Origin of the sequence: Comamonas faecalis (assembly GCF_039538025.1) — a bacterium.
GTDB classification, from domain to species: Bacteria; Pseudomonadota; Gammaproteobacteria; order Burkholderiales; family Burkholderiaceae_C; genus Comamonas_C; species Comamonas_C faecalis.
The window spans coordinates 20596-42577 of the sequence record NZ_BAABBP010000027.1; the positions used below are offsets into that span (position 1 = coordinate 20596).

At 65.0% G+C, this 21982-nt stretch carries 22 protein-coding genes; 10 read left to right on the forward strand and 12 right to left on the reverse strand.

The annotated features are described in order from the left end of the window. Positions 1 to 13: 13 nt before the first annotated feature. From nuoG to ABD767_RS13505, 10 genes are read left to right on the forward strand one after another with little or no spacing between them, the layout of a single operon-like run. Complete coding sequence (nuoG, locus tag ABD767_RS13460) at positions 14 to 2149, forward strand: NADH-quinone oxidoreductase subunit NuoG (protein WP_103045026.1); 2136 nt, start codon at positions 14 to 16, stop codon at positions 2147 to 2149. Further along, positions 2146 to 3222 (forward strand): NADH-quinone oxidoreductase subunit NuoH, encoded by a 1077-nt coding sequence (nuoH, locus tag ABD767_RS13465; protein WP_103045025.1) that lies wholly within the window; start codon positions 2146 to 2148, stop codon positions 3220 to 3222. Before nuoG ends, nuoH begins: the two co-directional genes overlap by 4 nt. A gap of 12 nt (positions 3223 to 3234) precedes the next feature. Next, complete coding sequence (nuoI, locus tag ABD767_RS13470) at positions 3235 to 3744, forward strand: NADH-quinone oxidoreductase subunit NuoI (RefSeq protein WP_103045024.1); 510 nt, start codon at positions 3235 to 3237, stop codon at positions 3742 to 3744. A gap of 42 nt (positions 3745 to 3786) precedes the next feature. After that, the gene (locus tag ABD767_RS13475) at positions 3787 to 4455 is read left to right on the forward strand and encodes an NADH-quinone oxidoreductase subunit J (RefSeq protein WP_103045023.1); all 669 of its coding nucleotides are present in this window, start codon (positions 3787 to 3789) and stop codon (positions 4453 to 4455) included. Beyond that, positions 4452 to 4760 carry an NADH-quinone oxidoreductase subunit NuoK gene (gene nuoK, locus ABD767_RS13480; protein ID WP_103045022.1) on the forward strand — a complete coding sequence of 103 codons (309 nt, stop codon included), beginning with the start codon at positions 4452 to 4454 and terminating at the stop codon, positions 4758 to 4760. The genes ABD767_RS13475 and nuoK overlap by 4 nt, the downstream gene beginning before the upstream one ends. Before the next feature lie 31 nt (positions 4761 to 4791). Next, positions 4792 to 6825 (forward strand): NADH-quinone oxidoreductase subunit L, encoded by a 2034-nt coding sequence (gene nuoL, locus ABD767_RS13485; protein ID WP_103045021.1) that lies wholly within the window; start codon positions 4792 to 4794, stop codon positions 6823 to 6825. Positions 6826 to 6838: 13 nt separating this feature from the next. Then, the gene (locus ABD767_RS13490) at positions 6839 to 8314 is read left to right on the forward strand and encodes an NADH-quinone oxidoreductase subunit M (protein ID WP_344869792.1); all 1476 of its coding nucleotides are present in this window, start codon (positions 6839 to 6841) and stop codon (positions 8312 to 8314) included. 27 nt (positions 8315 to 8341) lie between these two features. After that, positions 8342 to 9835 (forward strand): NADH-quinone oxidoreductase subunit NuoN, encoded by a 1494-nt coding sequence (gene nuoN / locus ABD767_RS13495; protein ID WP_103045349.1) that lies wholly within the window; start codon positions 8342 to 8344, stop codon positions 9833 to 9835. A gap of 10 nt (positions 9836 to 9845) precedes the next feature. Then, a complete protein-coding gene (locus ABD767_RS13500) occupies positions 9846 to 10166 on the forward strand; it encodes a DUF2818 family protein (protein WP_103045348.1) in 321 nt (106 codons plus the stop codon). Between the two features lie 7 nt (positions 10167 to 10173). Next, positions 10174 to 10653 carry a DUF1178 family protein gene (locus ABD767_RS13505; protein ID WP_103045347.1) on the forward strand — a complete coding sequence of 160 codons (480 nt, stop codon included), beginning with the start codon at positions 10174 to 10176 and terminating at the stop codon, positions 10651 to 10653. Positions 10654 to 10707: 54 nt separating this feature from the next. On the opposite strand, the gene ABD767_RS13510 is transcribed toward ABD767_RS13505, so the two are convergent. The 12 genes from ABD767_RS13510 to ABD767_RS13565 all read right to left on the reverse strand — a co-directional run bounded on the left by ABD767_RS13510 (position 10708) and on the right by ABD767_RS13565 (position 21977). Further along, a complete protein-coding gene (locus ABD767_RS13510; protein WP_103045351.1) occupies positions 10708 to 12162 on the reverse strand; it encodes a succinate-semialdehyde dehydrogenase in 1455 nt (484 codons plus the stop codon). 26 nt (positions 12163 to 12188) lie between these two features. Continuing rightward, positions 12189 to 12986, reverse strand: coding sequence for an aldolase/citrate lyase family protein (locus ABD767_RS13515; protein ID WP_103045346.1), 798 nt, complete (start codon positions 12984 to 12986; stop codon positions 12189 to 12191). Between the two features lie 18 nt (positions 12987 to 13004). After that, a complete protein-coding gene (hpaH, locus tag ABD767_RS13520) occupies positions 13005 to 13808 on the reverse strand; it encodes a 2-oxo-hept-4-ene-1,7-dioate hydratase (protein ID WP_103045345.1) in 804 nt (267 codons plus the stop codon). Positions 13809 to 13827: 19 nt separating this feature from the next. After that, on the reverse strand, positions 13828 to 14229 hold the full coding sequence (locus ABD767_RS13525) for a 5-carboxymethyl-2-hydroxymuconate Delta-isomerase (protein WP_103045344.1): 402 nt from the start codon (positions 14227 to 14229) through the stop codon (positions 13828 to 13830). 67 nt (positions 14230 to 14296) lie between these two features. Then, complete coding sequence (hpaD, locus tag ABD767_RS13530; RefSeq protein WP_103045343.1) at positions 14297 to 15145, reverse strand: 3,4-dihydroxyphenylacetate 2,3-dioxygenase; 849 nt, start codon at positions 15143 to 15145, stop codon at positions 14297 to 14299. 45 nt (positions 15146 to 15190) lie between these two features. Further along, positions 15191 to 16156, reverse strand: a complete 966-nt coding sequence (locus ABD767_RS13535; protein ID WP_103045342.1) for a tripartite tricarboxylate transporter substrate-binding protein — start codon at positions 16154 to 16156, stop codon at positions 15191 to 15193. Positions 16157 to 16186: 30 nt separating this feature from the next. Further along, positions 16187 to 17167 (reverse strand): MBL fold metallo-hydrolase, encoded by a 981-nt coding sequence (locus tag ABD767_RS13540; protein ID WP_344869794.1) that lies wholly within the window; start codon positions 17165 to 17167, stop codon positions 16187 to 16189. Positions 17168 to 17206: 39 nt separating this feature from the next. Next, complete coding sequence (hpaE, locus tag ABD767_RS13545; protein ID WP_103045341.1) at positions 17207 to 18661, reverse strand: 5-carboxymethyl-2-hydroxymuconate semialdehyde dehydrogenase; 1455 nt, start codon at positions 18659 to 18661, stop codon at positions 17207 to 17209. A 15-nt stretch (positions 18662 to 18676) separates the two neighbouring features. Continuing rightward, entirely contained in the window at positions 18677 to 19441 is a 765-nt protein-coding gene (locus tag ABD767_RS13550; RefSeq protein WP_103045340.1) for a fumarylacetoacetate hydrolase family protein, read from the reverse strand. Then, complete coding sequence (locus ABD767_RS13555) at positions 19438 to 20082, reverse strand: fumarylacetoacetate hydrolase family protein (RefSeq protein ID WP_103045339.1); 645 nt, start codon at positions 20080 to 20082, stop codon at positions 19438 to 19440. The genes ABD767_RS13550 and ABD767_RS13555 overlap by 4 nt, the downstream gene beginning before the upstream one ends. A gap of 24 nt (positions 20083 to 20106) precedes the next feature. Beyond that, positions 20107 to 21426, reverse strand: coding sequence for a TRAP transporter large permease subunit (locus ABD767_RS13560; protein ID WP_103045338.1), 1320 nt, complete (start codon positions 21424 to 21426; stop codon positions 20107 to 20109). Beyond that, entirely contained in the window at positions 21423 to 21977 is a 555-nt protein-coding gene (locus tag ABD767_RS13565) for a TRAP transporter small permease subunit (protein ID WP_103045337.1), read from the reverse strand. Before ABD767_RS13565 ends, ABD767_RS13560 begins: the two co-directional genes overlap by 4 nt. Between the last annotated feature and the right edge of the window lie 5 nt (positions 21978 to 21982).

Sequence of the window (21982 nt, forward strand, 5' to 3'; positions counted from 1 at the left end):
GCGGGACAAGCATATGGTTGAAATTGAACTGGACGGCAAGAAGGTGGAGATCGCCGAAGGCAGCATGCTGATGCATGCGGCCGAGGAGGCCGGCGTCTACATTCCGCACTTCTGCTATCACAAGAAACTCTCGATTGCCGCCAACTGCCGCATGTGCCTGGTGGACGTCGAGAAGATGCCCAAGCCCATGCCCGCCTGCGCCACGCCGGTGACGCAGGGCATGATCGTGCGCACCAAGACCGACAAGGCGATCAAGGCGCAGGAATCCGTCATGGAGTTCCTGCTGATCAACCATCCGCTGGACTGCCCGGTGTGCGACCAGGGCGGCGAGTGCCAGCTGCAGGATCTGGCCGTCGGCTATGGCGCCTCGGCCTCGCGCTATGGCGAGGAGAAGCGCGTCGTTCTGCGCAAGACCTTCGGCCCGCTGATCTCTGCCGAGGAGATGACGCGCTGCATCCATTGCACGCGCTGCGTCCGCTTTGGCGAGGAGATTGGCGGCATCATGGAGCTGGGCATGGTCAATCGCGGCGAGCATGCCGAGATCGACGTGGTGCATGGCGACTCGGTCGACTCCGAGCTGTCGGGGAACATGATCGACATCTGCCCGGTCGGCGCGCTCACCAGCAAGCCGTTTCGCTTCAGCGCCCGCACCTGGGAACTGTCGCGGCGCAAGAGCATCAGCCCGCACGACTCCACCGGCGCCAACCTCATCGTGCAGGTCAAGAACCACAAGGTCATGCGCGTCGTGCCGTTCGACAACGAGGACGTCAACGAGTGCTGGATCGCCGACCGCGACCGCTTCTCCTACGAGGCGCTCAACGGCCCCGAGCGCCTGACCCAGCCCATGCTCAAGCAGGGCGGCCAGTGGCAGGAAGTCGATTGGCAGACCGCGCTGGAATACGTGGCCAACGGACTCAAGTGCGTGCGCGAGAAGCACGGCAATAGCGCCATCGGCGCGCTGGTCAGCCCGCACAGCACGCTCGAAGAGCTGTACCTGGCCGGCAAGCTGGTGCGCGGCCTGGGCAGCGACAACATCGACCACCGCCTGCGCCACGCCGAGTTCGCCAAGGCGCAGGGCGTGCGCTGGCTGGGCACGACGATTGCATCGCTCACCAACTTGCAATCGGCGCTGGTCGTCGGCTCCAACATCCGCAAAGACCATCCGCTGTTCGCCCAGCGCATCCGCCAGGCCACACGCCATGGCGCGACTGTCGCAGCAATCAGCACCGTGGCTTACGACTGGGCCATGCCGGTGGCACACCAACTGCTCGCACCCGCCAATGGTTGGGCCGATGCGCTGGCCCAGGTTGCAGCCGCCGTGGCCGAGACCAAGGGCGTTGCCGCTCCCGCAGCGGTGGCGCAGGTCGGCGAGAAGGCGCGAGCCATCGCAGCCATGCTGCTGGCCGGCGAGCGCAAGGCCATACTGCTGGGCAACGCGGCCGCGCACCACGCGCACGCATCGACCCTGCTGGCGCTGGCCAACTGGATCGGCGAGCAGACGGGCGCCAGCGTCGGCTACCTGGGTGAGGCGGCCAACACCGTCGGCGCGCAGTACGTAGGCGCGCAGCCCCAGCAAGACGGCCTGCATGCGGCTCAGATGCTGGCCGGCGGCCTGAAGGCGGCGCTGCTGCTCAATACTGAGCCCGAGTTCGACTCGGCCGCTGGTGCCGCCGCGGCCCAGGGGCTGGGCGAGGTCGACATGGTGGTCACGCTCAGCCCGTTCAAGGCCAACATGGAATTCAGCGACGTGCTGCTGCCGATCGCGCCGTTCACCGAGACCTCGGGCAGCTTCGTCAACGCCGAAGGCCGCATCCAGAGCTTCCACGCCGTGGTCAAGCCGCTGGGCGAGACGCGCCCGGCCTGGAAGGTGCTGCGCGTGCTGGCCAATCTGATGCAGCTCGACGGCATGGATTTCGATGACTCGCAGCAGGTGCTTGCCGCCGCCACCGGCCAACCGGCCGAGGCGTTGGCCTGGCTGCCCGCACAGACGCTCAGCAACGCCAGCGGCGCCGCACTGACCGCCCAGCCCGGCGATTGCGCCGAGCCGGTGTCGGCCAGCATCTACCAGCTCGACGGCCTGGTGCGCCGCTCACCGGCATTGCAACTGACGGCCGACGCTCGCGCCGCACGTGAAGGAGGCGCTGCATGATCGACGCGCTGTACAACGGCGGCCTGGAACTGGTCGCCGCACCCTGGTGGGCGGGCGTGGCCTGGCCGGTCATCTGGAACCTGATCAAGATCATCTGCGTGGTCGCTCCGCTGATGCTGGCGATTGCCTATCTGACGCTGTGGGAGCGCAAGCTGCTGGGCTGGATGCAGGTGAGACCCGGCCCCAACCGCGTCGGCCCCTGGGGCCTGCTGCAGCCGATCGCCGATGGCCTGAAGCTGCTGACCAAGGAGCTGATCCAGCCGACGGCCGCGGCCAAGGGGCTGTTCATCCTCGGGCCGATCATGGCCATCATGCCGGCGCTGGCCGCCTGGGTGGTGATTCCATTCGGGCCGCAGGTGGCGGTGGCCGACATCAACGCCGGCCTGCTCTTGATCATGGCGATCGCGGGCATCGAGGTCTACGGCGTCATCATTGCCGGCTGGGCGTCCAACTCCAAGTACGCCTTCCTGGGCGCGCTGCGCGCCTCGGCGCAGATGGTCAGCTACGAAATCGCGATGGGCTTTTGCTTCCTGGTCGTCGTCATGGTCTCGGGCAGCCTGAACCTGACCGAGATCGTGATGGTGCAAAGCCGCGGCACCATGACCGACGTGGGCCTGGGCTTTCTGTCGTGGAACTGGCTGCCGCTGCTGCCCATCTTCATCGTCTACCTGGTTTCCGCGGTGGCCGAGGTCAACCGCCATCCGTTCGACATGGTCGAGGGCGAGTCCGAGATCGTCGCAGGCCACATGGTCGAATACTCGGGCATGGGCTTTGCCATCTTCTTCCTGGCCGAGTACGCCGCGATGTGGCTGGTCTCCATCCTGGCCGTGATCATGTTCCTGGGCGGCTGGCTGTCGCCGATCGGCGCCCTGGACTTCATCCCCGGCTGGATCTGGCTGGGTATCAAGACAGCCTTCGTGGTGTCCATGTTCATCTGGATCCGCGCTACCTTCCCGCGCTTTCGCTATGACCAGATCATGCGTCTGGGCTGGAAGATCTTCATCCCGGTCACGCTGGTGTGGCTCTTGATCGTGGGCGGCTGGCTGCTGTCGCCCCTGAACATCTGGAAATAAGCGGGGTCACCGATGTCTGTTGCTGCTCCTGCATCCTTTTCGCTGAAGGATTTCTTCAAAAGCTTTCTGCTCTGGGAACTGGCCAAGGGCATGGTGCTGACCGGGCGTTACGCCTTCGCGCGCCACGTCACGATCAACTACCCCGAGGAGAAGACCCCGCTGTCGCCGCGTTTTCGCGGCCTGCATGCGCTGCGCCGCTACGAGAACGGCGAGGAGCGCTGCATTGCCTGCAAGCTGTGCGAGGCCGTGTGCCCGGCGCAGGCGATCACGATCGAGTCGACCCAGCGCGAGGACGGCACGCGCCGCACCACGCGCTACGACATCGACCTGACCAAGTGCATCTTCTGCGGCTTCTGCGAGGAGAGCTGCCCGACCGACTCCATCGTCGAGACGCACATCTTCGAATACCACGGCGAGAAGCGCGGCGACCTGTACTTCACCAAGGACATGCTGCTGGCCGTGGGCGACCGCTACGAAGACGAGATCGCCAAGGCCCGGGCGGCCGACGCGAAATACCGCTGATCCGGCGATTGCCCGTTCCGATTTTTTGAAAAGACCCGCTCCATGGACGTCAAGACCGGTTTCTTCTACCTGTTCTCGGTGGTGCTGCTGTACGCGGCCTTCCGGGTCATCACGGCGCGCAATCCCGTGCACGCCGTGCTCCACCTGATCCTCGCCTTCACCCAGGCCTCGGGCCTGTGGCTGCTGCTGGAGGCGGAGTTTCTGGCCATCGTGCTGGCGCTCGTCTACCTGGGCGCGGTGATGGTGTTGTTCATGTTCGTCGTGATGATGCTGGACATTCGCATCGACACGATTCGCCAGGGTTTCTGGCGCCATTTCCCGCTGGCGGCGCTCATCGGCGCGGTGGTGGCGTTCGAGATGGCGGCGGTGCTGATGGCCGGCTTTCGCGGCATGGACGATCCCAAGGCGCTGGCGACCATGGTCGACGCAGCCGGACAGGTGATTCCCTATTCGAACACCCAGGCGCTGGGCCGGCTGATGTACACGCAGTACCTGTACCCGGTGGAGATCGCCGCGGTGATTCTGCTGGTGGCGATGATTGCGGCCATTGCGCTGACGCTGCGCAAGCGCAAGGACTCCAAGGCCATCGACGCCAGCGACGCGGTGCGCGTGCGCGCCGAGGAGCGTTTCGAGCTGGTCAGCATGAAAGCCACTCAGCGCGCCGAAGCGCCGCAGCAAGAGGCAGCCGCTGCCGAGGAGAAGAAAGCATGAGCCTGTCCCTGGGACATTATTTGTCGATCGGCGCGATGCTGTTCGCTCTGTCGGTCGTCGGCATTTTTCTGAACCGCAAGAACCTGATCGTCCTGCTGATGGCCATCGAGATGATGCTGCTGGCGGTGAACATCAACTTCGTCGCGTTCTCGCACTATCTGGGTGACATGCACGGCCAGGTCTTCGTGTTCTTCATCCTGACCGTTGCGGCGGCCGAGTCGGCCATTGGCCTGGCCATCCTGGTGCTGCTGTTCCGCAACAAGTCCAGCATCAACGCGCAAGACCTCAACACCCTCAAGGGGTGAGGGCCCACCGTTACTTGCAAGGTTCACAAGAATGAGTCAAACCCTTTCTGCTTCGACCCTGCTGGTGGTGCCGCTGGCGCCACTGGCGGGTTCCCTGCTGGCCGGCCTGTTCGGCACGGCCTTTGGCGGCAACTGGTTCGGCCGCCGCGCATCGCACACAGTGGCCATCCTGGGTGTGCTGGCGTCGTTCATCGTCTCTGCCATGGTGCTGTACGGCGTAGCCGTCGACGGCGCGCGCTTCAATGACACCATCTACGCCTGGATGACCGTCGGAAGCCTGAAGATGGAGATCGGCTTCCTGATCGACAGCCTGACCGCGATGATGATGTGCGTGGTGACCTTCGTGTCGCTGATGGTGCACATCTACACCATCGGCTACATGGAAGAGGACGAGGGGTACAACCGCTTCTTCTCCTACATTTCGCTATTCACCTTCTCGATGCTGATGCTCGTGATGAGCAACAACATGCTCCAGTTGTTCATCGGCTGGGAACTGGTGGGCCTGGTGTCCTATCTCTTGATCGGCTTCTGGTACAAAAAATCGACCGCCATTTTCGCCAACCTCAAGGCCTTTCTGGTCAACCGCGTGGGCGACTTCGGCTTCATCCTGGGCATCGGCCTGCTGGCGGCCTACGCTGGAAGTTTCGACTACGCCGAGATCTTTGCGCAGCGCGAAGGCCTGGCACAAATCCTCTTCCCCGGCACCGACTGGATGATGCTCACGGTGGCCTGCATCTGCCTGTTCATCGGCGCCATGGGCAAGAGCGCGCAGTTTCCGCTGCACGTGTGGCTACCCGACTCGATGGAAGGTCCGACGCCGATCTCCGCGCTGATCCACGCCGCGACGATGGTGACGGCCGGCATCTTCATGGTGGCGCGCATGTCGCCGGTGTTCGAGCTGACCGACGCGGCGCTAAACTTTGTGCTGGTCATCGGCGCGATCACCGCGCTGTTCATGGGCTTTCTGGGCATCATCCAGAACGACATCAAGCGCGTCATTGCCTACTCGACGCTGTCGCAGCTGGGCTACATGACGGTGGCGCTGGGCGCGTCGGCCTACTCGGTGGCGGTGTTCCACCTGATGACGCACGCTTTCTTCAAGGCGCTGCTGTTCCTGGGCGCGGGCTCGGTCATCATTGGCATGCACCACAACCAGGACATCCGCTGGATGGGCGGCCTGCGCAAATACATGCCAATCACCTGGATCACCACGCTGCTGGGTTCGATGGCGCTGATCGCCACGCCTTTCTTCTCGGGTTTTTATTCCAAGGACAGCATCATCGAGGCGGTGCACGCCAGCACGCTGCCGGCGGCCGGTTTTGCGCACTTCGCGGTGCTCGCCGGCGTGTTCGTCACGGCGCTGTACTCGTTCCGCATGTACTTCCTGGTGTTCCATGGCCCCGAGCGCTATGACCAGAACCCGGACGCCGGCCACGACGTGCAGGAAGAGCCTGACCCGCACCACCACCGCGGCGAGCACAGCAAGCCGCACGAGTCGCCCTGGGTGGTGACGGTGCCGCTCATCTTGCTGGCGATTCCTTCGGTCGTGATCGGTTTCATGTACGTCACGCCCATGCTGCATGGCGACTTCTTCAAGGACGTGATCTTCGTCGACCACGCCCGCCATGCCGCCATGACCTTCCTGGGCGAGGAGTTCCACGGCCCGCTGGCCATGGCGCTGCACAGTGTGCAGACCGCACCGTTCTGGCTGTCGCTGGCCGGCGTGCTGGTGGCCTACTACATGTACCTGGTCAACCCGGCGGTGCCGGCGGCGCTCAAGCGCATGTTCAGCCCCATCTACACCTTGCTGGACAACAAGTACTACATGGACTGGTTCAACGAGAACGTCGTGGCGCTGGGCGCGCGCGGCCTGGGCATTGCGCTGTGGAAGGGCGCCGACCAGGGCCTGATCGACGGCGCGGTGGTCAACGGCTCGTGGAAGCTGGTGGCGCGCATCTCGGCCGTGCTGCGCCGTGCGCAGTCAGGCCTGCTGTACCACTACGCGCTCTTGATGATTCTGGGCCTGTTCGCCCTGATGACGTATTTCGTGTGGCTCAACAAGTAGGAGTAAAAAACAAATGGGTTTGTTGAGTCTTGCCATTTGGACGCCCATCGTTTTTGGCGTCGCGCTGCTGGCTTTCGGCAGTGACAAGCACGCGGGTGCCGCGCGCTGGATCGCCCTGGTGGGCGCGCTGCTGGGCCTGCTGGTCACGCTGCCGGTCATCAGCGGTTTCGACACCAGCACCGCCGCGATGCAGTTCGTCGAGAAGGCGAGCTGGATCACGCGCTTCAACATGCACTACCACCTGGGGGTGGACGGCATCTCGATGTGGTTCGTGCCGCTGACCGCGTTCATCACCGTGGTCGTCGTGCTGGCCTCGTGGGAGTCGATCACCGAGCGCGTCTACCAGTACATGGCCGCGTTCCTGATCCTGTCGGGCCTGATGGTCGGCGTGTTCAGCGCGCTCGACGGCATGCTGTTCTACGTGTTCTTCGAGGCCACGCTGATCCCGATGTACCTGATCATCGGCATGTGGGGCGGGCCGCGAAAAATCTACGCTGCGTTCAAGTTCTTCCTGTACACGCTGCTCGGTTCGCTGCTGACGCTGATCGCCTTCATCTACCTGTACAACCAGGCGGGCGGCAGCTTCGACATCCAGGCCTGGCACCAGCTGCCGCTGCCGGGCACCGCGCAGACACTGCTGTTCTTCGCGCTGTTCGCCGCGTTTGCTGTGAAGGTGCCGATGTGGCCGGTGCACACCTGGCTGCCCGACGTGCACGTCGAGGCGCCCACCGGCGGCTCCGTCGTGCTGGCGGCCATCATGCTCAAGCTCGGCGCCTACGGCTTCGTGCGCTTCTCGCTGCCGATCGCGCCCGACGCGGCGCACGAGTGGGCCTGGCTGATGATCACTTTCTCTCTGATCGCGGTGATCTACGTCGGCCTGGTGGCCATCGTGCAGAAAGACATGAAGAAGCTGGTCGCCTACTCGTCGGTGGCGCACATGGGCTTCGTCACGCTGGGCTTCTTCATCTTCAACGACCTGGGCGTCTCCGGCGGCCTGGCGCAGATGATTGCCCACGGCTTCGTCTCGGGCGCGATGTTCCTGTGCATTGGCGTGCTCTACGACCGCCTGCACACCCGCGAGATCGCCGACTACGGCGGCGTGGTCAACTCCATGCCCAAGTTCTCGGCGTTTGCGCTGCTGTTCTTCATGGCCAACTGCGGCCTGCCCGCCACGGCCGGTTTCATCGGCGAGTGGATGGTCATCATCGCCTCGGTGCGCTACGACTTCTGGGTCGGCATGGGCGCCGCCTGGGCGCTGATCCTGGGCGCCAGCTACTCGCTGTGGATGTACAAGCGCGTCTACCTGGGCGCCATCACCAACGAGAAGGTGCGCGGCATGCGCGACATCAACGCCCGTGAATTCCTGGTGCTGGGGGTGCTAGCGATTGCGGTGCTCTTCATGGGCATCTACCCCAAGCCCTTCACCGACGTGATGGACGTCTCGGTGGCGCAGCTGCTGCAGCATGTGGCGCAGTCCAAGCTCCCCTGACCCGACAAGCGAAGCGAGAGATACAAGATGATTGACAACATCAGCTGGCTGGCGATTTACCCCGAGATCGTGCTGCTGGTCATGGCCTGTGTGATCGCCCTGGTCGACCTGGGCGTCAAGAGCGCGCACCGCACCACCACTTACGTGCTGACCATGCTCACGCTGGCCGTCGTGGCCGCGCTGCAGGCCATGTACGCCAGCGGCGGCAACACCTTCTACGGCTGGGGCAACATGGTGGTGAGCGACGCCATGGGCAACTGGCTCAAGTGCTTTGCCACGCTGTCGGTGATGGTGACGCTGGTCTACGGCCGCCACTACGCGCACGACCGCGAGATGCTGCGCGGCGGCGAGCTGTTCACGCTGACCATGCTGGCGCTGCTGGGCGTGTGCGTGCTGATCTCGGCCAACAACTTCCTGGTGATCTACCTGGGGCTGGAGCTGCTCACGCTGTCGAGCTATGCGCTGGTCGCGCTGCGCCGCGACGACGCCACGGCCACCGAGGCGGCGATGAAGTACTTCGTGCTCGGTGCGATGGCCAGCGGCTTCCTGCTGTACGGCCTGTCGATGATCTACGGCGCCACCGGCTCGCTGGACATCGGCGAGGTCTTCAAGGCGATCAACGAGGGCCAGATCCGCCACCAGGTGCTGGTGTTCGGCGTGGTCTTCATCGTGGCCGGCCTGGCGTTCAAGTTTGGCGCCGTGCCGTTTCACATGTGGATTCCGGACGTCTACCAGGGCGCGCCCACGGTCATCACGCTGTTCATCGGCTCGGCGCCCAAGTTCGCGGCGTTCGGCATGACGATGCGCCTGCTGGTCGACGGCATGCTGGCGTTGGCCATCGACTGGCAGCAGATGCTGGCCGTGCTGGCCTTCTTCTCGCTGTTGGTGGGCAACATCGCCGGTGTGCTGCAGACCAACCTGAAGCGCATGCTGGCGTACTCGACCATCTCGCACATGGGCTTTCTGTTCCTGGGCCTGCTGTCGGGCGTGGTCGACGGCCAGATGGACGCGCACGCCGCGCAGAACGCCTACAGCTCGGCCATGTTCTATCTGGCCACCTACGTGCTGACCGTGCTGCCCGCCTTCGGCATGATCACGCTGCTGGCGCGCCAGGGTTTCGAGAGCGAGGAGATCGCCGATCTGGCCGGCCTGAACCGCCGCAGCCCGCTGTATGCCGGCGTGATGGCCGTGTGCATGTTCTCGCTGGCCGGCATTCCGCCACTGGTGGGCTTCTACGCCAAGCTGGCGGTGCTGCAGGCGCTGATTGCTTCGGGCTCTGGCCTGCACGTGGCGCTGGCCGTGTTCGCGGTCGTGATGTCGCTGATCGGCGCCTTCTACTACATCCGCGTGGTCAAGGTCATGTACTTCGACGCACCGCTGACGGTCACCAAGACCGCCGCGCCGCTGGACATTCGCGTGGTGCTGTCGGCCAACGGGCTGCTGGTGCTGGCACTGGGCGTGCTGCCGGGCGGGCTGATGGCGCTGTGCGCCGATGCCATCGGGCGGGCGCTGGCTTCGTGACCGCAAGCCGATGACGCAAGGTGCAGCCATCTGGCTGGTGATCGTGGCGGCCTTGGTGGCCGCCAACCTGCCTTTCATGACCGAACGCTGGTTTCTCGTCGGCCCCCGCGTGCGCGCGGTCAAGCCGCTGGGGCTGCGTCTGGTCGAACTGATCGTGCTGTACTTCATCGTCGGCGCGCTTGCTTTGTTCATCGAGCGCAAGGTCGGCCAGAACGCGCCCCAGGGCTGGGAGTTCTACGCCATCACCGGAACCTTGTTTCTGACGCTGGCGTTTCCCGGATTCGTCTACCGTTACCTGATGCGCTCATCGTCGCTGAGAGAGAACGACTAAGGTCGCCATGAAGGTGCTCGATCTGCAGTGCGGCCCCGCAGGTCACCGCTTCGAGGGCTGGTTCTCCAGCGAAGACGACTTCCAGAACCAGCTTGGCCGTGGCCTGGTGCAATGCCCGATCTGCGCCAGCAGCGCAGTGCAAAAAATGCCCAGCGCGCCACGCCTGAATCTGGGTACCTCCGCGCAGGAGGCGGGCAGGCCGCCCGCGGTGCAGGCCTCGCAACCCGCGCCGGCGGCGACATCCGCCGTCATGGCCAATCCGCAGCTGCAGGCCGCCTGGCTGGAGTTGGCGCGCAACATCGTCGCGCGCACCGAAGACGTGGGCGAGCGCTTTGCCGAGGAGGCGCGGCGCATGCACTACGGCGAAATCGACGAACGCGCGATCCGCGGGCAGGCCACGGCCCGGGAGACCGCGCAACTGCTCGACGAAGGCATTGAGGTACTGCCGCTGCTATTGCCCCCTGCGGCCAAGGAGACCCTGCAGTGATTCGCAAATGACAAACGCCCCTGGTTCAGGGGCGTTTTTGCGTGGTGCGTGTATTTACAGCCCGCCCATCGCCAGGTATTTCATCACCATGTACTCGTCCAGCCCGTGGCGCGAGCCCTCGCGGCCGATGCCCGAGTACTTGACGCCGCCAAACGGTGCCACTTCGGTGGAGATGGCGCCGGTGTTGATGCCGACCATGCCGTATTCGAGTTGGCGCGATACGCGCCAGACGCGCGCGTGATCCCTGGAATAGAAGTAGGCTGCCAGGCCGAACGGTGTGTCGTTGGCCAGGCGCACGGCGTCTGCTTCGCTCTCGAAACGCTGCAGCGGCGCCACAGGGCCGAAGATTTCCTCGCGCATCACCGCCATGTCGTCGCGCACGTCGGTGAGCACCGTGGGCTGGAACCAGGTGCCGCCCAGCGCATGGCGGGCGCCGCCGGTGATGGCCTTGGCGCCGCGGCCCACCGCGTCCTGCACCAGGTGGTCGACCTTGTCGATGGCCGCCTGGTCGATCAGCGGGCCTTGCACCACGCCGGCGTCCATGCCGTTGCCGACGGACAGCTCGCCCACGGCCTCGGCCAGCTTTTGGGCAAAGCGGTCGTAGATGCCGGCCTGCACCAGGAAGCGGTTGGAGCACACGCAGGTCTGGCCGGCGTTGCGGTACTTGGAGGCAATGGCGCCGGCCACCGCCGCGTCCAGGTCGGCGTCGTCGAAGACGATGAACGGCGCGTTGCCGCCCAGCTCCAGCGAGAGTTTTTTCAGCGTGCCCGCGCACTGCTGCATCAGCAACTGGCCGACCTCGGTCGATCCGGTGAAGGTGAGTTTGCGCACCGTGGGGCTGGCGGTCATCGCGCCGCCGATGGCCGCCGCACGCCCGGTGATGACGCTGAACACCCCCGCGGGCACGCCGGCGCGCTCGGCCAGCTCGGCCAGCGCCAGCGCCGACAGCGGCGTCTGCTCGGCTGGCTTGACGACGATGGTGCAGCCCGCGGCCAGCGCCGGCGCCACCTTGCGCGTGATCATGGCCGAGGGAAAATTCCACGGCGTGATCGCTGCGCACACGCCGATGGGCTCCTTGGTGACGACGATCTGGCGATCCTTGAACGGCGAGGGGATGACCTCGCCATAGGCGCGCTTGGCCTCCTCGGCATACCACTCGATGTAGGCGGCGGCGTAGGCAATCTCGCCCCTGGACTCGGCCAGTGGCTTGCCCTGCTCGCAGGTCATCAGCGTGGCCAGGTCGTCCTGGTGCTCCATCATCAGGTCGAACCAGCGGCGCAGGATGCGGCTGCGCTCGGCCGCCGTGGTCTCGCGCCAGTGCACCAGCGCGCGCTCGGCGGCGGCGATGGCACGCTCGGTCTCGGCCGCGCCGCAACGCGGCACGGTGGCGATCTCGGCGCCGGTGGCCGGGTCGGTCACGGCGATGGTGTCGCCGTCGTCCGCGTCCACCCAGGCGCCGTCGATGTAGCAGGCCTGGCGCAGCAGGGCGGGGTCTTTCAAGGTTGGCATGAAACGGTTCTCCAGAATGTTGCTCATCAATAGGCGGCGCCGTCGGTCGCATTGTCCTGGCCGCTGAATCGGGCGGCCAGCTGGCAGGCGGCGTTGCGCAGCAGCAGGGTGTCGACCCCCACGAGCAGAAAGCATGCGCCCAGGCTCTGGTACTGCGTCGCGGTCTGCGGATCTGCCGAAAATACACCGGCCGCCTTGCCAGCGGCGGCGACGCGGGCAAGGCCATCGGCAACGGCCGCCTTCACGTCCGTATGGCCCGGGTTGCCCAAGTGGCCCATCGAGGCGGCCAGATCCGACGGGCCGATGAAGATACCGTCCACGCCGGGCACGGCGGCAATCGCCTCGATCTGCGTGAGCGCCTGTGCCGACTCGACCTGCACCAGCAGGCACATCTGGTCGTTGGCCTGCGCAAAATAATCGGCCACGCCGTTCCAGTGCGCAGCGCGCGCCATCGCGGTGCCAACGCCGCGGATGCCTTCGGGTGGGTAGCGCATTGCGCGCACCAGCTGCTGCGCCTGTCCGGCGCTTTCCACCATGGGCACGAGCAGTGTCTGCACGCCCACGTCCAGCAGCTGCTTGATGCGCGCGCTGTCGTGGTCGGGCGTGCGCACCGCCACGCGCTCGGCGTACGGCGCCAGCGCCTGCAGCTGCGCCAGGATGGTGCGCAGGTCGTTGGGGCCGTGCTCGCCGTCGATCAGCAGCCAGTCGAAGCCGCAGCCGGCCAGCACCTCGGCGCTGTAGGCGTTCGCCAGGCCGAGGAACAGGCCGATCTGCGTGCTGCGCTGCGCCAGTGCCTGCTTGAATGCGTTGGTGCGCATCTGCATGTAGTGCTCTCCTTGGAGTCAGATGAAGTGCGCGCTGATGCAGCCCAGTGGCCCGTAGTCCACGTGGATGGTGTCTCCACGTGCCACGCGCACCGGGCGCGTGAACGAGCCGGCCAGGATTATCTGCCCCCGCTCCAGCGCCACGCCGTGCGGCGCGAACTTGCGCGACAGCCAGACGATGCCGTTGGCAGGGTGGTTGAGCACGCCGGCGGCAACGCCCGTCTCCTCGATGCAGCCATTCTTGTACAGCAGCGCGCAAACCCAGCGCAGATCGACTTCCTGCGGCTTGACGGGACGCCCGCCCAGGATGATGCCGACGTTGGCGGCGTTGTCCGAAATCGTGTCCATCACCTTGCGCGGGCGCCCGGTCTCCGGGTCGACGCGCTGGCAGCGCGCGTCGATGATCTCGACGGCCGGCACCACGTAATCGGTGGCAGACAGCACGTCGAAGATCGTGACCTGCCCGCCTTCCAGGCGGTCTTTCAGGATGAAGGCCAGTTCGACCTCGACCATCGGGTCTATGAAGCGCTCCATCGGAATCCGCCCCGCGTCGGGGTAGAGCATTTCGTCGAACAGTGTGCCGAAATCGGGTTCGTCGATTTGCGAGGATTGCTGCATGGCGCGCGAGGTCAGGCCAATTTTGTGACCTATGACTTTCTGGCCATCGGCGCGCTTGAGGTCGCACCACGCTTTCTGAATGGCATACGCGTCATCAACGGTGATCTCGGGGTGGTCGAGCGAAATCTGACGCACCTGCTGGCGGGTTTTTTCGGCCTGGTGCAGCCGCTGGGCTGCTGCGGCAATCGTGGAGGGGGACAGCATGGCTTACTCGCTTGGGTTGTCAGGCGCCGGCTTTTTTGTAGCGCTGATGGATGTTGTTGTGCTTCCAGGTGCCGGCCTCGCTGAACTCGACGAGTTCAAGCGACAGCGCCAGACCGCGCTGCTGGGCCTGGGCAGCAAAATGGCGCTGCATCAGCCCGAACAGTGCGTCGCCGGCGACGCGCTTGACCGCGTCACTGCGGCCCGCACCAATCTTGAGCGTGGCGTGGATGAAGGCGTCGCTCGGGTGGCTGCCGTCGGCGATGCACCAGTCGCGCAGCCAGTGCACGCGCGAGCGGATGCCGCCGATGGGAAACACCCCGCCTTGGTCGATGAGCACCTGGTTGGATTGGCGCAGCAGGCCGGCGATGTCGGTCTGTGATGTGTCCAGGTTGTCGGTCATTTCATAAATCAGGTGGGGCATGGCGTGGCTCCGATGGAAGAGTGCGCGGGAAGGGGCCGCTCCCGCGCACCGTGCCGGGTCAGTGTGCTCAGATGGGGAAGATGGCGTTGATTTGGCCTGTGCCTGACGAGCCGAAATAAGGAGTGACGACCTCTGCCTTGCCCCGGTACTCGTCCCAGCCGAGCACGCCCAGCAGCATGGCCGTGTCGTGCATCATCCCTTCGCCATGGCATTTGACGGCGTACTCGGGCAGCATGCCGCAAAACTGCTTCCAATCGCCCGCTTCCCACATGCGCACGACTTCATGGTCGACGCTCTCCAGGAAGGGATCCCAGACCTTGTGGAAGTACTGCTCGGACACCCCGTTTTGTGCAAAACGGTGTGACAGCGAGCCACTGGCCAGGACGGCGACGGTGCCGTCGAAGTCTTCTTCGATGGCGCGGCGCACTGCGCGACCCAGTTCCACCGAGTCCGGGATGTTGTGCACCGTGCACAGCGCAGCGACGGAAACGACCTTGAAGGTTTTGTCGTCATTCATGTAGCGCATCGGCACCAGCGTGCCGTATTCCAGAGCCAGGCTGGTGTTGTCGTGCGCGCGGGTATGCACGCCCGCCTCGGTGGCGCGCTTGGCAATGGCGTGGCCCAGTTCGGGGCGGCCATCGTAGGAAAACGGCAGGTTTTTGATGAAGTGCGGCAGTTCGTTGGAGGTGTAAATGCCCTCCCAGTGCGGCGCGCAATTGATGTGGTAGCCCGAGTTGACCAGCCAGTGCGTGTCGAACACGACGATGGTGTCGACGCCTGCGGCGTGCATGCGCCGGGCGATCTCCTTGTGACCGTCGATGGCCGCTTGGCGGCAGCCTTTGTGCGGCCCATCCATCTCCGACAGATACATCGAAGGCACGTGGGTGATCTTGGCTGCGAGTGCGAGTTTTCCCATGGTTGTCTCCTGGAGGAATGGTGTGTGTGACACCGGGCTGAAAAATTAGTCGATGGTGATACCGGCCTGGTGGATCACCTGGGCATAGCGCTCGGTTTCGCTGCGCAGGAACTCGGCGAATTGTTCGGGCGTGCCGCTCTTGGCCGTGATGCCGCCCTTTTTGAAGGCGTCCATCACGGTCTGGGTCTGCATGGCCTGGTTCACCGCGGCGTTCACGCGTGTGGTGATGGCGTCGGACAGCTGCGCCGGGGCGAGCAGTCCGTTCCATGAGTTGGAGACCACGGGCACGCCCTGTTCCGTGAGGGTGGGGATTTGCGGCGCGTACTGCGAGCGCTCGGCCGTCGCCATGCCGATGGCCACCAGCTTGCCCGACTCCACGTGCGAGCGGAATTCAGGCCAGTTGCCGAACATCATCGATACCTGGCCACCCAAAAGATCCGATAGTGCCGGCGCCTGGCCCTTGTAGGGCACGTGCACGATGTCCACGCCCAGTGCGCTCTTGAGCATTTCGCCGGCCAGGTGGGCCGAGGTGCCGTTGCCGAACGAGGCATAACTGAGCGGCTTGCCCGACTTGGCCTGTGTCGCGATGTCGGCCACTGTCGTCAGACCGCTGCCCGGGTGCGTGGCGAGCACGTGCTCGGACAGCCCCATGAGCGCCACCGGGCGCAGGTCGGTTGCGCCGTAGGGGAGCTTCTTGATCAAGGTGTAGTTGGCCGTGAAGCTGTTGGCCACGGTGACGAAGCTGTAACCGTCGGGGGCGGACTTGGCCACGTGGTCGACGCCAATGACGGTGCCCGCCCCTGGCTTGTTTTCGATCACGATGGTCTGGGCAAGTGTCTTGCTCGCCTCGGCCGCCACCAGGCGGCTGACGAAGTCCGTCGTGCCGCCCGGGGTGAACGGCACGATGATGCGAATGGGGCGGGTCGGCCATTCTTGTGCGTGAGCGTGCAAAAAAGGCAGGCTGGGCAGGGTAGTCAGCGCAGCGGCTTGGATGAAGTGACGGCGTTGCATGGTCGGGGCCTTTCAATGCGAGCGCGAGGCTCAGTCCTTGATTTGCGTGACGCCGGTGCCGGTCACGGAAAAGCGCATCAAGTCCTCGCCGACGACGAGCGGGCCGTCGTAGGTTTGGCGCGTTTGCACAATGATTTCCTCGGGCGATGCCGGTGGAACGCCCTTGGCGGGATTGGCTGGAATCACGATGTGGCTGTAGACCGCCAGCTTGGGGCGGGCGGCGGCAAACAGGCGGCCGGCCTCGATAGGCCAGGTGTGGTGATCCAGGATGGCGCGGTAGGCAGGAAAGTCGCGCAGCACCTTTTCTGGGTCGCCCGAGACGGTGGCCACCTCGTGCACGACGAGGTCTGCACCGGTGGCTTCTTTTTGCACGCGCTCGCTGTAGCGGGTATCACCTGAGAGCACGACCGAGTGGCCGCGGTAGTCGATGCGGTAGCCAAACGCCGGCCTGATCTTGTCGCCATGGTCGACCTCGAAGGCGCTGACCTTGACGCCGTCGTGCTCATACACCACGCCTTCGGCGATGTCCTTGGCGTCAAATTCGGCGCCTGCCAGCGGATAGCCCTCGTCGGCAAAACGGATGCGTCTGTCCTCGGCAAACGCCTGGTAGAGGTTTTGCGCCATGGCCTCGGTGCCCTGCGGACCATACAGGCGCAGCGGCTGCTTGCGCCCGCCATAGGGCGTGCCCAGCCAGCCGGTCAGGTACAGATCGGGCAGGCCATTGATGTGATCCGAGTGCATGTGCGTGATGAAGTGCGCATGGATGCTGCCCATCGGCACTTTGAGCTGGTACAGGGCGACGGTGTTGCCGCGCCCCATGTCGAACAACAGGCGCTGGCCGCCTGCCTCCACCAGCGTGCTGGGGCCGTTGCGGTCGGGGGCCGGGCGGGGCGACCCCGTGCCCAGCAGCGTCACGCGCATCAGCTCCTCGGCCTGGACTCCGCCGGCCATGGCCAGGGCGGCCGCAAGGGCCAGGGCGCGCAGGTGCGCAGGGCGCAGAAAACGTTTCATGACTTGTCTCCTTGGTCTCTGGTGTTGATTGCCGCGGGGTCAGACGCCCCAGCGCGGAATGTGGTGGTTGCCGTAGGACACGGCAATGTTCTTGGCCTCGCAGAACACTTCGTAGCTGTAGTGGTTGCCCTCGCGGCCGGTGCCCGAGGCCTTGGAGCCGCCAAAGGGCTGGCGCAGGTCGCGCACGTTCTGGCTGTTGACGAAGGTCATGCCCGACTCGATGGCCTTGGCCAGGCGCAGGGCGCGGCCGGTGTTGTTGGTCCACAGGTAGGACGACAGGCCGTAGATGGTGTCGTTGGCGATGCGTACCGCGTCTTCTTCGGTCTTGAACGGGATGATGCAGGGCACGGGGCCGAAGATTTCGTCCTGCGCGATGCCCATCTTGTTGTCCACGTCGGCGAACACCGTGGGCTGCACCCAGAAGCCCTTCCTGAACTTCTCGTCCACGTCGGGCGTGCCACCGCCAAAGACCAGCTTGGCGCCTTCCTGCTGGCCGAGTTCGATGTAGTGGCGCACCTTGGCCAGGTGGGCGGCCGAGATCATCGGGCCGATGATGGTGTTCGGATCCATCGGGTCGCCGACGGTGATTTTTGCGGCGCGGGTGGCGAAGTCGGCGACGAATCTGTCGTAGATGCCGGCCTGCACGATGATGCGTGAGCCGGCGGTGCAGCGCTCGCCGTTATTTGAAAAAATCATGAACACGGCGGCGTCCAGGGCACGCTCGTAGTCGGCGTCGTCAAAGATGATGAAGGGCGACTTGCCGCCCAGTTCCATGCTGAATTTCTTCAGGCCGGCGCTCTTGACGATGCGGTTGCCCGTTGCCGTCGAGCCGGTAAACGAGATGGAGCGTACGTCGGGGTGCGACACCAGCGCCTCCCCGGCTGTCTTGCCATAGCCTTGTACGACGTTGAGCACGCCTGCGGGAATGCCCGCTTCGAGCGCCAGCTCGCCCAGGCGGTTGGCAGTGAGCGGCGACAGTTCGGACATCTTGAGCACCGCCGTGTTGCCGAACGCGATGCACGGTGCGGTCTTCCAGGTGCTGGTCATGAAGGGCACGTTCCATGGCGAGATCAGTGCGCACACGCCAACGGGCTGCCACAGTGTGTAGTTCAGGTGCCCGGTGTCGCTGTCGTAGGTCTCGCCGTGCATGTGCTGGATGTGCTCGGCAAAGTAGTTGAAGTTGTCGGCCGCGCGCGGCACCAGCACGCGCTTGGTCTGGCCCGTCACCTGGCCGGTGTCCTCGGTTTCCAGGTCGGCAATCTCGCTGACGTTGGCGGCAATCAGCTCGCCGAGCTTTTTCACCAGGCGCGCGCGCTCCTTGAGCGGCGTGGCCGCCCACTTGGGAAAAGCAGCCTTGGCGGCGGCCACGGCGGCGTTGATTTCGTCGGCGCCGCCGCTGGCGACCTCGGCAATCACCTGGCCGGTCGCCGGGTTGATGGTCTCGAAGGTCTCGGCGCTGGCGACCTTCTGGCCGTTGATGATGTGCTCGATCATGGGGATGCTCCTTGTTCAGGCGATGTTCAAAAGAGTGGCGTCGCTGGCAATGGTGTTGACCAGGCAGCCAATGCCTTCGATCTCGGTCTCGACGGTGTCGCCCGCCTTGACGTCGGCCAGGCCCTCGGGCGTGCCCGTCAGGATGACGTCGCCCGGCGAGAGCGTCATGAACGACGACAGGTAGGCGATCAGGCTGGCCACGTCAAAGATCATGTCGGCCGTCGTGCCGCGCTGCGTGGTCTGGCCGTTGATGCGAGTGGTCAGCTCAAGCGCCTGTGGGTTGGGCACGTCGGCGGCATCAACCATCCAGGGGCCCAGCGGCGTGCAGCCATCGCGGTTCTTCACGCGCAGGTTGGGGCGGTAGAAGTTCTCCAGGTAGTCGCGGATGGCGTAGTCGTTGGCCACGCTGTAGCCGGCCACGTGTGCCAGCGCGTCTTCCTTGGCGACGTTGCGGCAGGTCTTGCCGATCACCACGGCCAGCTCGCATTCGTAGTGCATATAGGTGGCGTCCTGCGGGCGCAGCGTGCGTGCGCGGTGGCCGGTGATGGTGTTGGGGCCTTTCAGAAACACCAGCGGCACTTCGGGCGCCTTGAAGGCCAGCTCCCTGGCGTGGTCGGCGTAGTTCAGGCCGAGCGCAAACACCGTGCCCACCTGCACCGGCGCCAGCCAATGGCAGGCCGCCTCGTCCAGCAGCTGGCCCGAGGGCAGGCGCACGCGGCCGTCCTCGGCCTGGGTGACGGCAACGATGGAGCCGTTGAGATAAATGCGGCCGTGCTTCATGCCTGACCTCCTTGCTTGATTTCGAACTGCAGTGCACCGAGGGCGCCGGCGTCGATGCGAATGTGCTGACCGGCGCGCGCCTGCGGTGCCTGGTAGCGCACGCCAACAAGCAATACGTCGCCGGGGCAGAGCGTCATCCAGCTGCTTACTTCGCTGAGCAGTTGCGCCGGGCCGCGCAGCAACTCGGACAGCGCGAAGCGCTCGACGCTCTGGCCGTCGATGCTGGTTTCGAGCGCGAGCGCCGCCATGTCGCACAGCGGCTGCGGCGCGCCCAGTACGAGCGACTGGTCGAAGCACTTCTCGCGAATCGCCGGGCGGTAGTAGCTTGCGTGCGGCAGGCTCAGATCGGCCGCCAGTACCAGGGCGCCGACGTGCGAGAGTGCAGACTCGGGGGCAACGCGCGCCGCCGGCTGGGCAATCACTAGGCCGATGGTGGCGCCCACCTCGACGCTGGACGCGCCCTCGGGCAGGGCAATCGCTGCCCCGGCGGTGGCGCGCGTGTTGGCCGGCTTGATGTAGAGCACGGGCGCCTTGGGTGCGCCCTTGTAGGGGGCGTCGTCGAGCGAGCCGATGCGCTCGCGCGAGATGGCGTCGTTGAGGACGACGCCGTAGACCGTGCCACGGGCCTGTTGCAATGTCATGTCAGTGACCTCCGGTAAGGGGTTTCAGCGCAGCAGCGCAAGAGTGAGGATGGGGAAGAAGACCAGCAGGACGATGCGTGCGAAGTCCGACGCCAGGAAGGGCATCACTCCGATTGCGGTGTCCTTGAGCGGCACGTCACGGGCCAGCTTGTTGATGACGTACAGGTTCATGCCTACGGGTGGCGTGACCAGGCCAATCTCGACGACCATCAGCGACAGAATGCCGAACCAGATGGATTTGTCTTGCAGCGACATGCCGAAGAAGTCCAGTCCCATGACCATGGGGTAGAAGATCGGGATGGTCAGCAAAATCATGGCCAGTGAGTCCATGACACAGCCCAGCAACACGTAGATGCCCAGGATGGCGAAGAGCACGAGCAGCGGCGACAAGCCACTGTTGACCACAAAGTCGGCCAGCTCATTGGGCATTTGCGACAGCGCCAGGCTGGAATTGAGCAGGTCGGCGCCGATCAGGATCATGAAGATCATGCCGGTGGCGTGGGCCGTGCCGTAAATGCTCAGCAGCGTCCCCTTGAGGCGCAGGCCGCCGGTGATCACGGCCAAAATGCCGCAGGCTGCCGCACCGATCGACGCGGCCTCGGTTGGGTTGGCCCAGCCATCGTAGATACCGACGATGACGACGATGAACACCAGCACCACCGGAATGATGCGCACCTGCGCCTTGAGGGCTTCCTTGAGCGGAACCTTGGGGCCGGCGGGGCCGGCCGAGGGGTCGCGGCGCACCTGGATCAGGATGACGATGACATAGCCCAGCGCGGCGATGACGCCCGGAATGACGGCGGCCATGAACAGCTTGCCGATCGACTCCTGCACCAGCACTGCGTAGATGATGAGCGGCACCGACGGCGGAATCATGATGCCCAGCGTGCCCGACGCGGCCAGCGTGGCGGTGGCGAGCTTGCCCGAGTAGCCGTTCTCGCGCAGCTCGGGCAGCGCCACCTGGCCCATGGTTGCGGCCGTGGCCAGCGACGAGCCGCAGATGGCGCCGAACGCCGCGCAGGCGGCGGTGGCGGCCATGGCCAGGCCGCCGCGCCAGTGGCCAATGAGCGCCCCAGCGGCCTTGAACAGCGCGCGCGACAGGCCGCCGTGGGTGGCGAACTGGCCCATCAAAATGAACAGGGGGATGACGGCCAGGTCATAGTTGGAGGCGCGCGCATACACTAGGTTGTTCAGGGTGAACAGCAGGCTGTTGGCGTCACCGTGGTTCATCACCAGGTAGATGCCGGCACCTGTGACCAGCATGGCCAGGGCGATGTGCACGCGAATGACCAGCATCAGCAGCAGGCAAGCGAATCCGATCAGGCCAATGGCGGTTCCGCTCATCGTGTCTCTCCTGCGGTGGGGATGGAGGGGGTGGTGGGGCGGTGCAGCATCGACCAGCCGCGATAGAACGCGCAAATGGCCATGAGCAACAGGCTGGGCAGCAGCAGTGCGGTGGGAATCCAGATCGGTAGGTCGACGAGCGGTGTCGTCTCCTGCGTCTCCATGCTGTCAAACACCGACAGCGTCGTGCGCCACAGCAAGACAGCGCTGGCTGCGGCCAGCAGCAGCTCGGTCACGCCATCGAGTGGGCGGCGAATGGATTCGCGCAGCCCGGTGGTGAAAAAGTCCACCTTGATGTGCTCGCCAAGCATGGTGCAGTAAGGCAGAAAAGCCGTGGCCGCCACCGCTGTGCCTGCTTGCATCAGCTCGATGTCGCCATTGACCGAGCCAAAGCCGAGCTTGCGCCCGACGATGGACACCAGCGACATGGCGATCAGCGCGAGAAACATCAAACCACCGGCGACGGCCAAGACCTTGCTGATGCCGATCAGGTAGTACTCGGTCTGGTTGTGCTCCACCAGATCCTTGGGAATGCCCATGGGGTCGCGCATGTCGC

Excerpts from the sequence above, each read along its gene's own strand:
- nuoG (WP_103045026.1), top strand. The coding sequence starts at position 14 with ATGGTTGAAATTGAACTGGACGGCAAGAAGGTGGAGATCGCCGAAGGC.
- nuoH (WP_103045025.1), top strand. The coding sequence starts at position 2,146 with ATGATCGACGCGCTGTACAACGGCGGCCTGGAACTGGTCGCCGCACCC.
- nuoI (WP_103045024.1), top strand. The coding sequence starts at position 3,235 with ATGTCTGTTGCTGCTCCTGCATCCTTTTCGCTGAAGGATTTCTTCAAA.
- ABD767_RS13475 (WP_103045023.1), top strand. The coding sequence starts at position 3,787 with ATGGACGTCAAGACCGGTTTCTTCTACCTGTTCTCGGTGGTGCTGCTG.
- nuoK (WP_103045022.1), top strand. The coding sequence starts at position 4,452 with ATGAGCCTGTCCCTGGGACATTATTTGTCGATCGGCGCGATGCTGTTC.
- nuoL (WP_103045021.1), top strand. The coding sequence starts at position 4,792 with ATGAGTCAAACCCTTTCTGCTTCGACCCTGCTGGTGGTGCCGCTGGCG.
- ABD767_RS13490 (WP_344869792.1), top strand. The coding sequence starts at position 6,839 with ATGGGTTTGTTGAGTCTTGCCATTTGGACGCCCATCGTTTTTGGCGTC.
- nuoN (WP_103045349.1), top strand. The coding sequence starts at position 8,342 with ATGATTGACAACATCAGCTGGCTGGCGATTTACCCCGAGATCGTGCTG.
- ABD767_RS13500 (WP_103045348.1), top strand. The coding sequence starts at position 9,846 with ATGACGCAAGGTGCAGCCATCTGGCTGGTGATCGTGGCGGCCTTGGTG.
- ABD767_RS13505 (WP_103045347.1), top strand. The coding sequence starts at position 10,174 with ATGAAGGTGCTCGATCTGCAGTGCGGCCCCGCAGGTCACCGCTTCGAG.
- ABD767_RS13510 (WP_103045351.1), bottom strand. The coding sequence starts at position 12,162 with ATGCCAACCTTGAAAGACCCCGCCCTGCTGCGCCAGGCCTGCTACATC.
- ABD767_RS13515 (WP_103045346.1), bottom strand. The coding sequence starts at position 12,986 with ATGCAGATGCGCACCAACGCATTCAAGCAGGCACTGGCGCAGCGCAGC.
- hpaH (WP_103045345.1), bottom strand. The coding sequence starts at position 13,808 with ATGCTGTCCCCCTCCACGATTGCCGCAGCAGCCCAGCGGCTGCACCAG.
- ABD767_RS13525 (WP_103045344.1), bottom strand. The coding sequence starts at position 14,229 with ATGCCCCACCTGATTTATGAAATGACCGACAACCTGGACACATCACAG.
- hpaD (WP_103045343.1), bottom strand. The coding sequence starts at position 15,145 with ATGGGAAAACTCGCACTCGCAGCCAAGATCACCCACGTGCCTTCGATG.
- ABD767_RS13535 (WP_103045342.1), bottom strand. The coding sequence starts at position 16,156 with ATGCAACGCCGTCACTTCATCCAAGCCGCTGCGCTGACTACCCTGCCC.
- ABD767_RS13540 (WP_344869794.1), bottom strand. The coding sequence starts at position 17,167 with ATGAAACGTTTTCTGCGCCCTGCGCACCTGCGCGCCCTGGCCCTTGCG.
- hpaE (WP_103045341.1), bottom strand. The coding sequence starts at position 18,661 with ATGATCGAGCACATCATCAACGGCCAGAAGGTCGCCAGCGCCGAGACC.
- ABD767_RS13550 (WP_103045340.1), bottom strand. The coding sequence starts at position 19,441 with ATGAAGCACGGCCGCATTTATCTCAACGGCTCCATCGTTGCCGTCACC.
- ABD767_RS13555 (WP_103045339.1), bottom strand. The coding sequence starts at position 20,082 with ATGACATTGCAACAGGCCCGTGGCACGGTCTACGGCGTCGTCCTCAAC.
- ABD767_RS13560 (WP_103045338.1), bottom strand. The coding sequence starts at position 21,426 with ATGAGCGGAACCGCCATTGGCCTGATCGGATTCGCTTGCCTGCTGCTG.
- ABD767_RS13565 (WP_103045337.1), bottom strand. The coding sequence starts at position 21,977 with ATGCGCGACCCCATGGGCATTCCCAAGGATCTGGTGGAGCACAACCAG.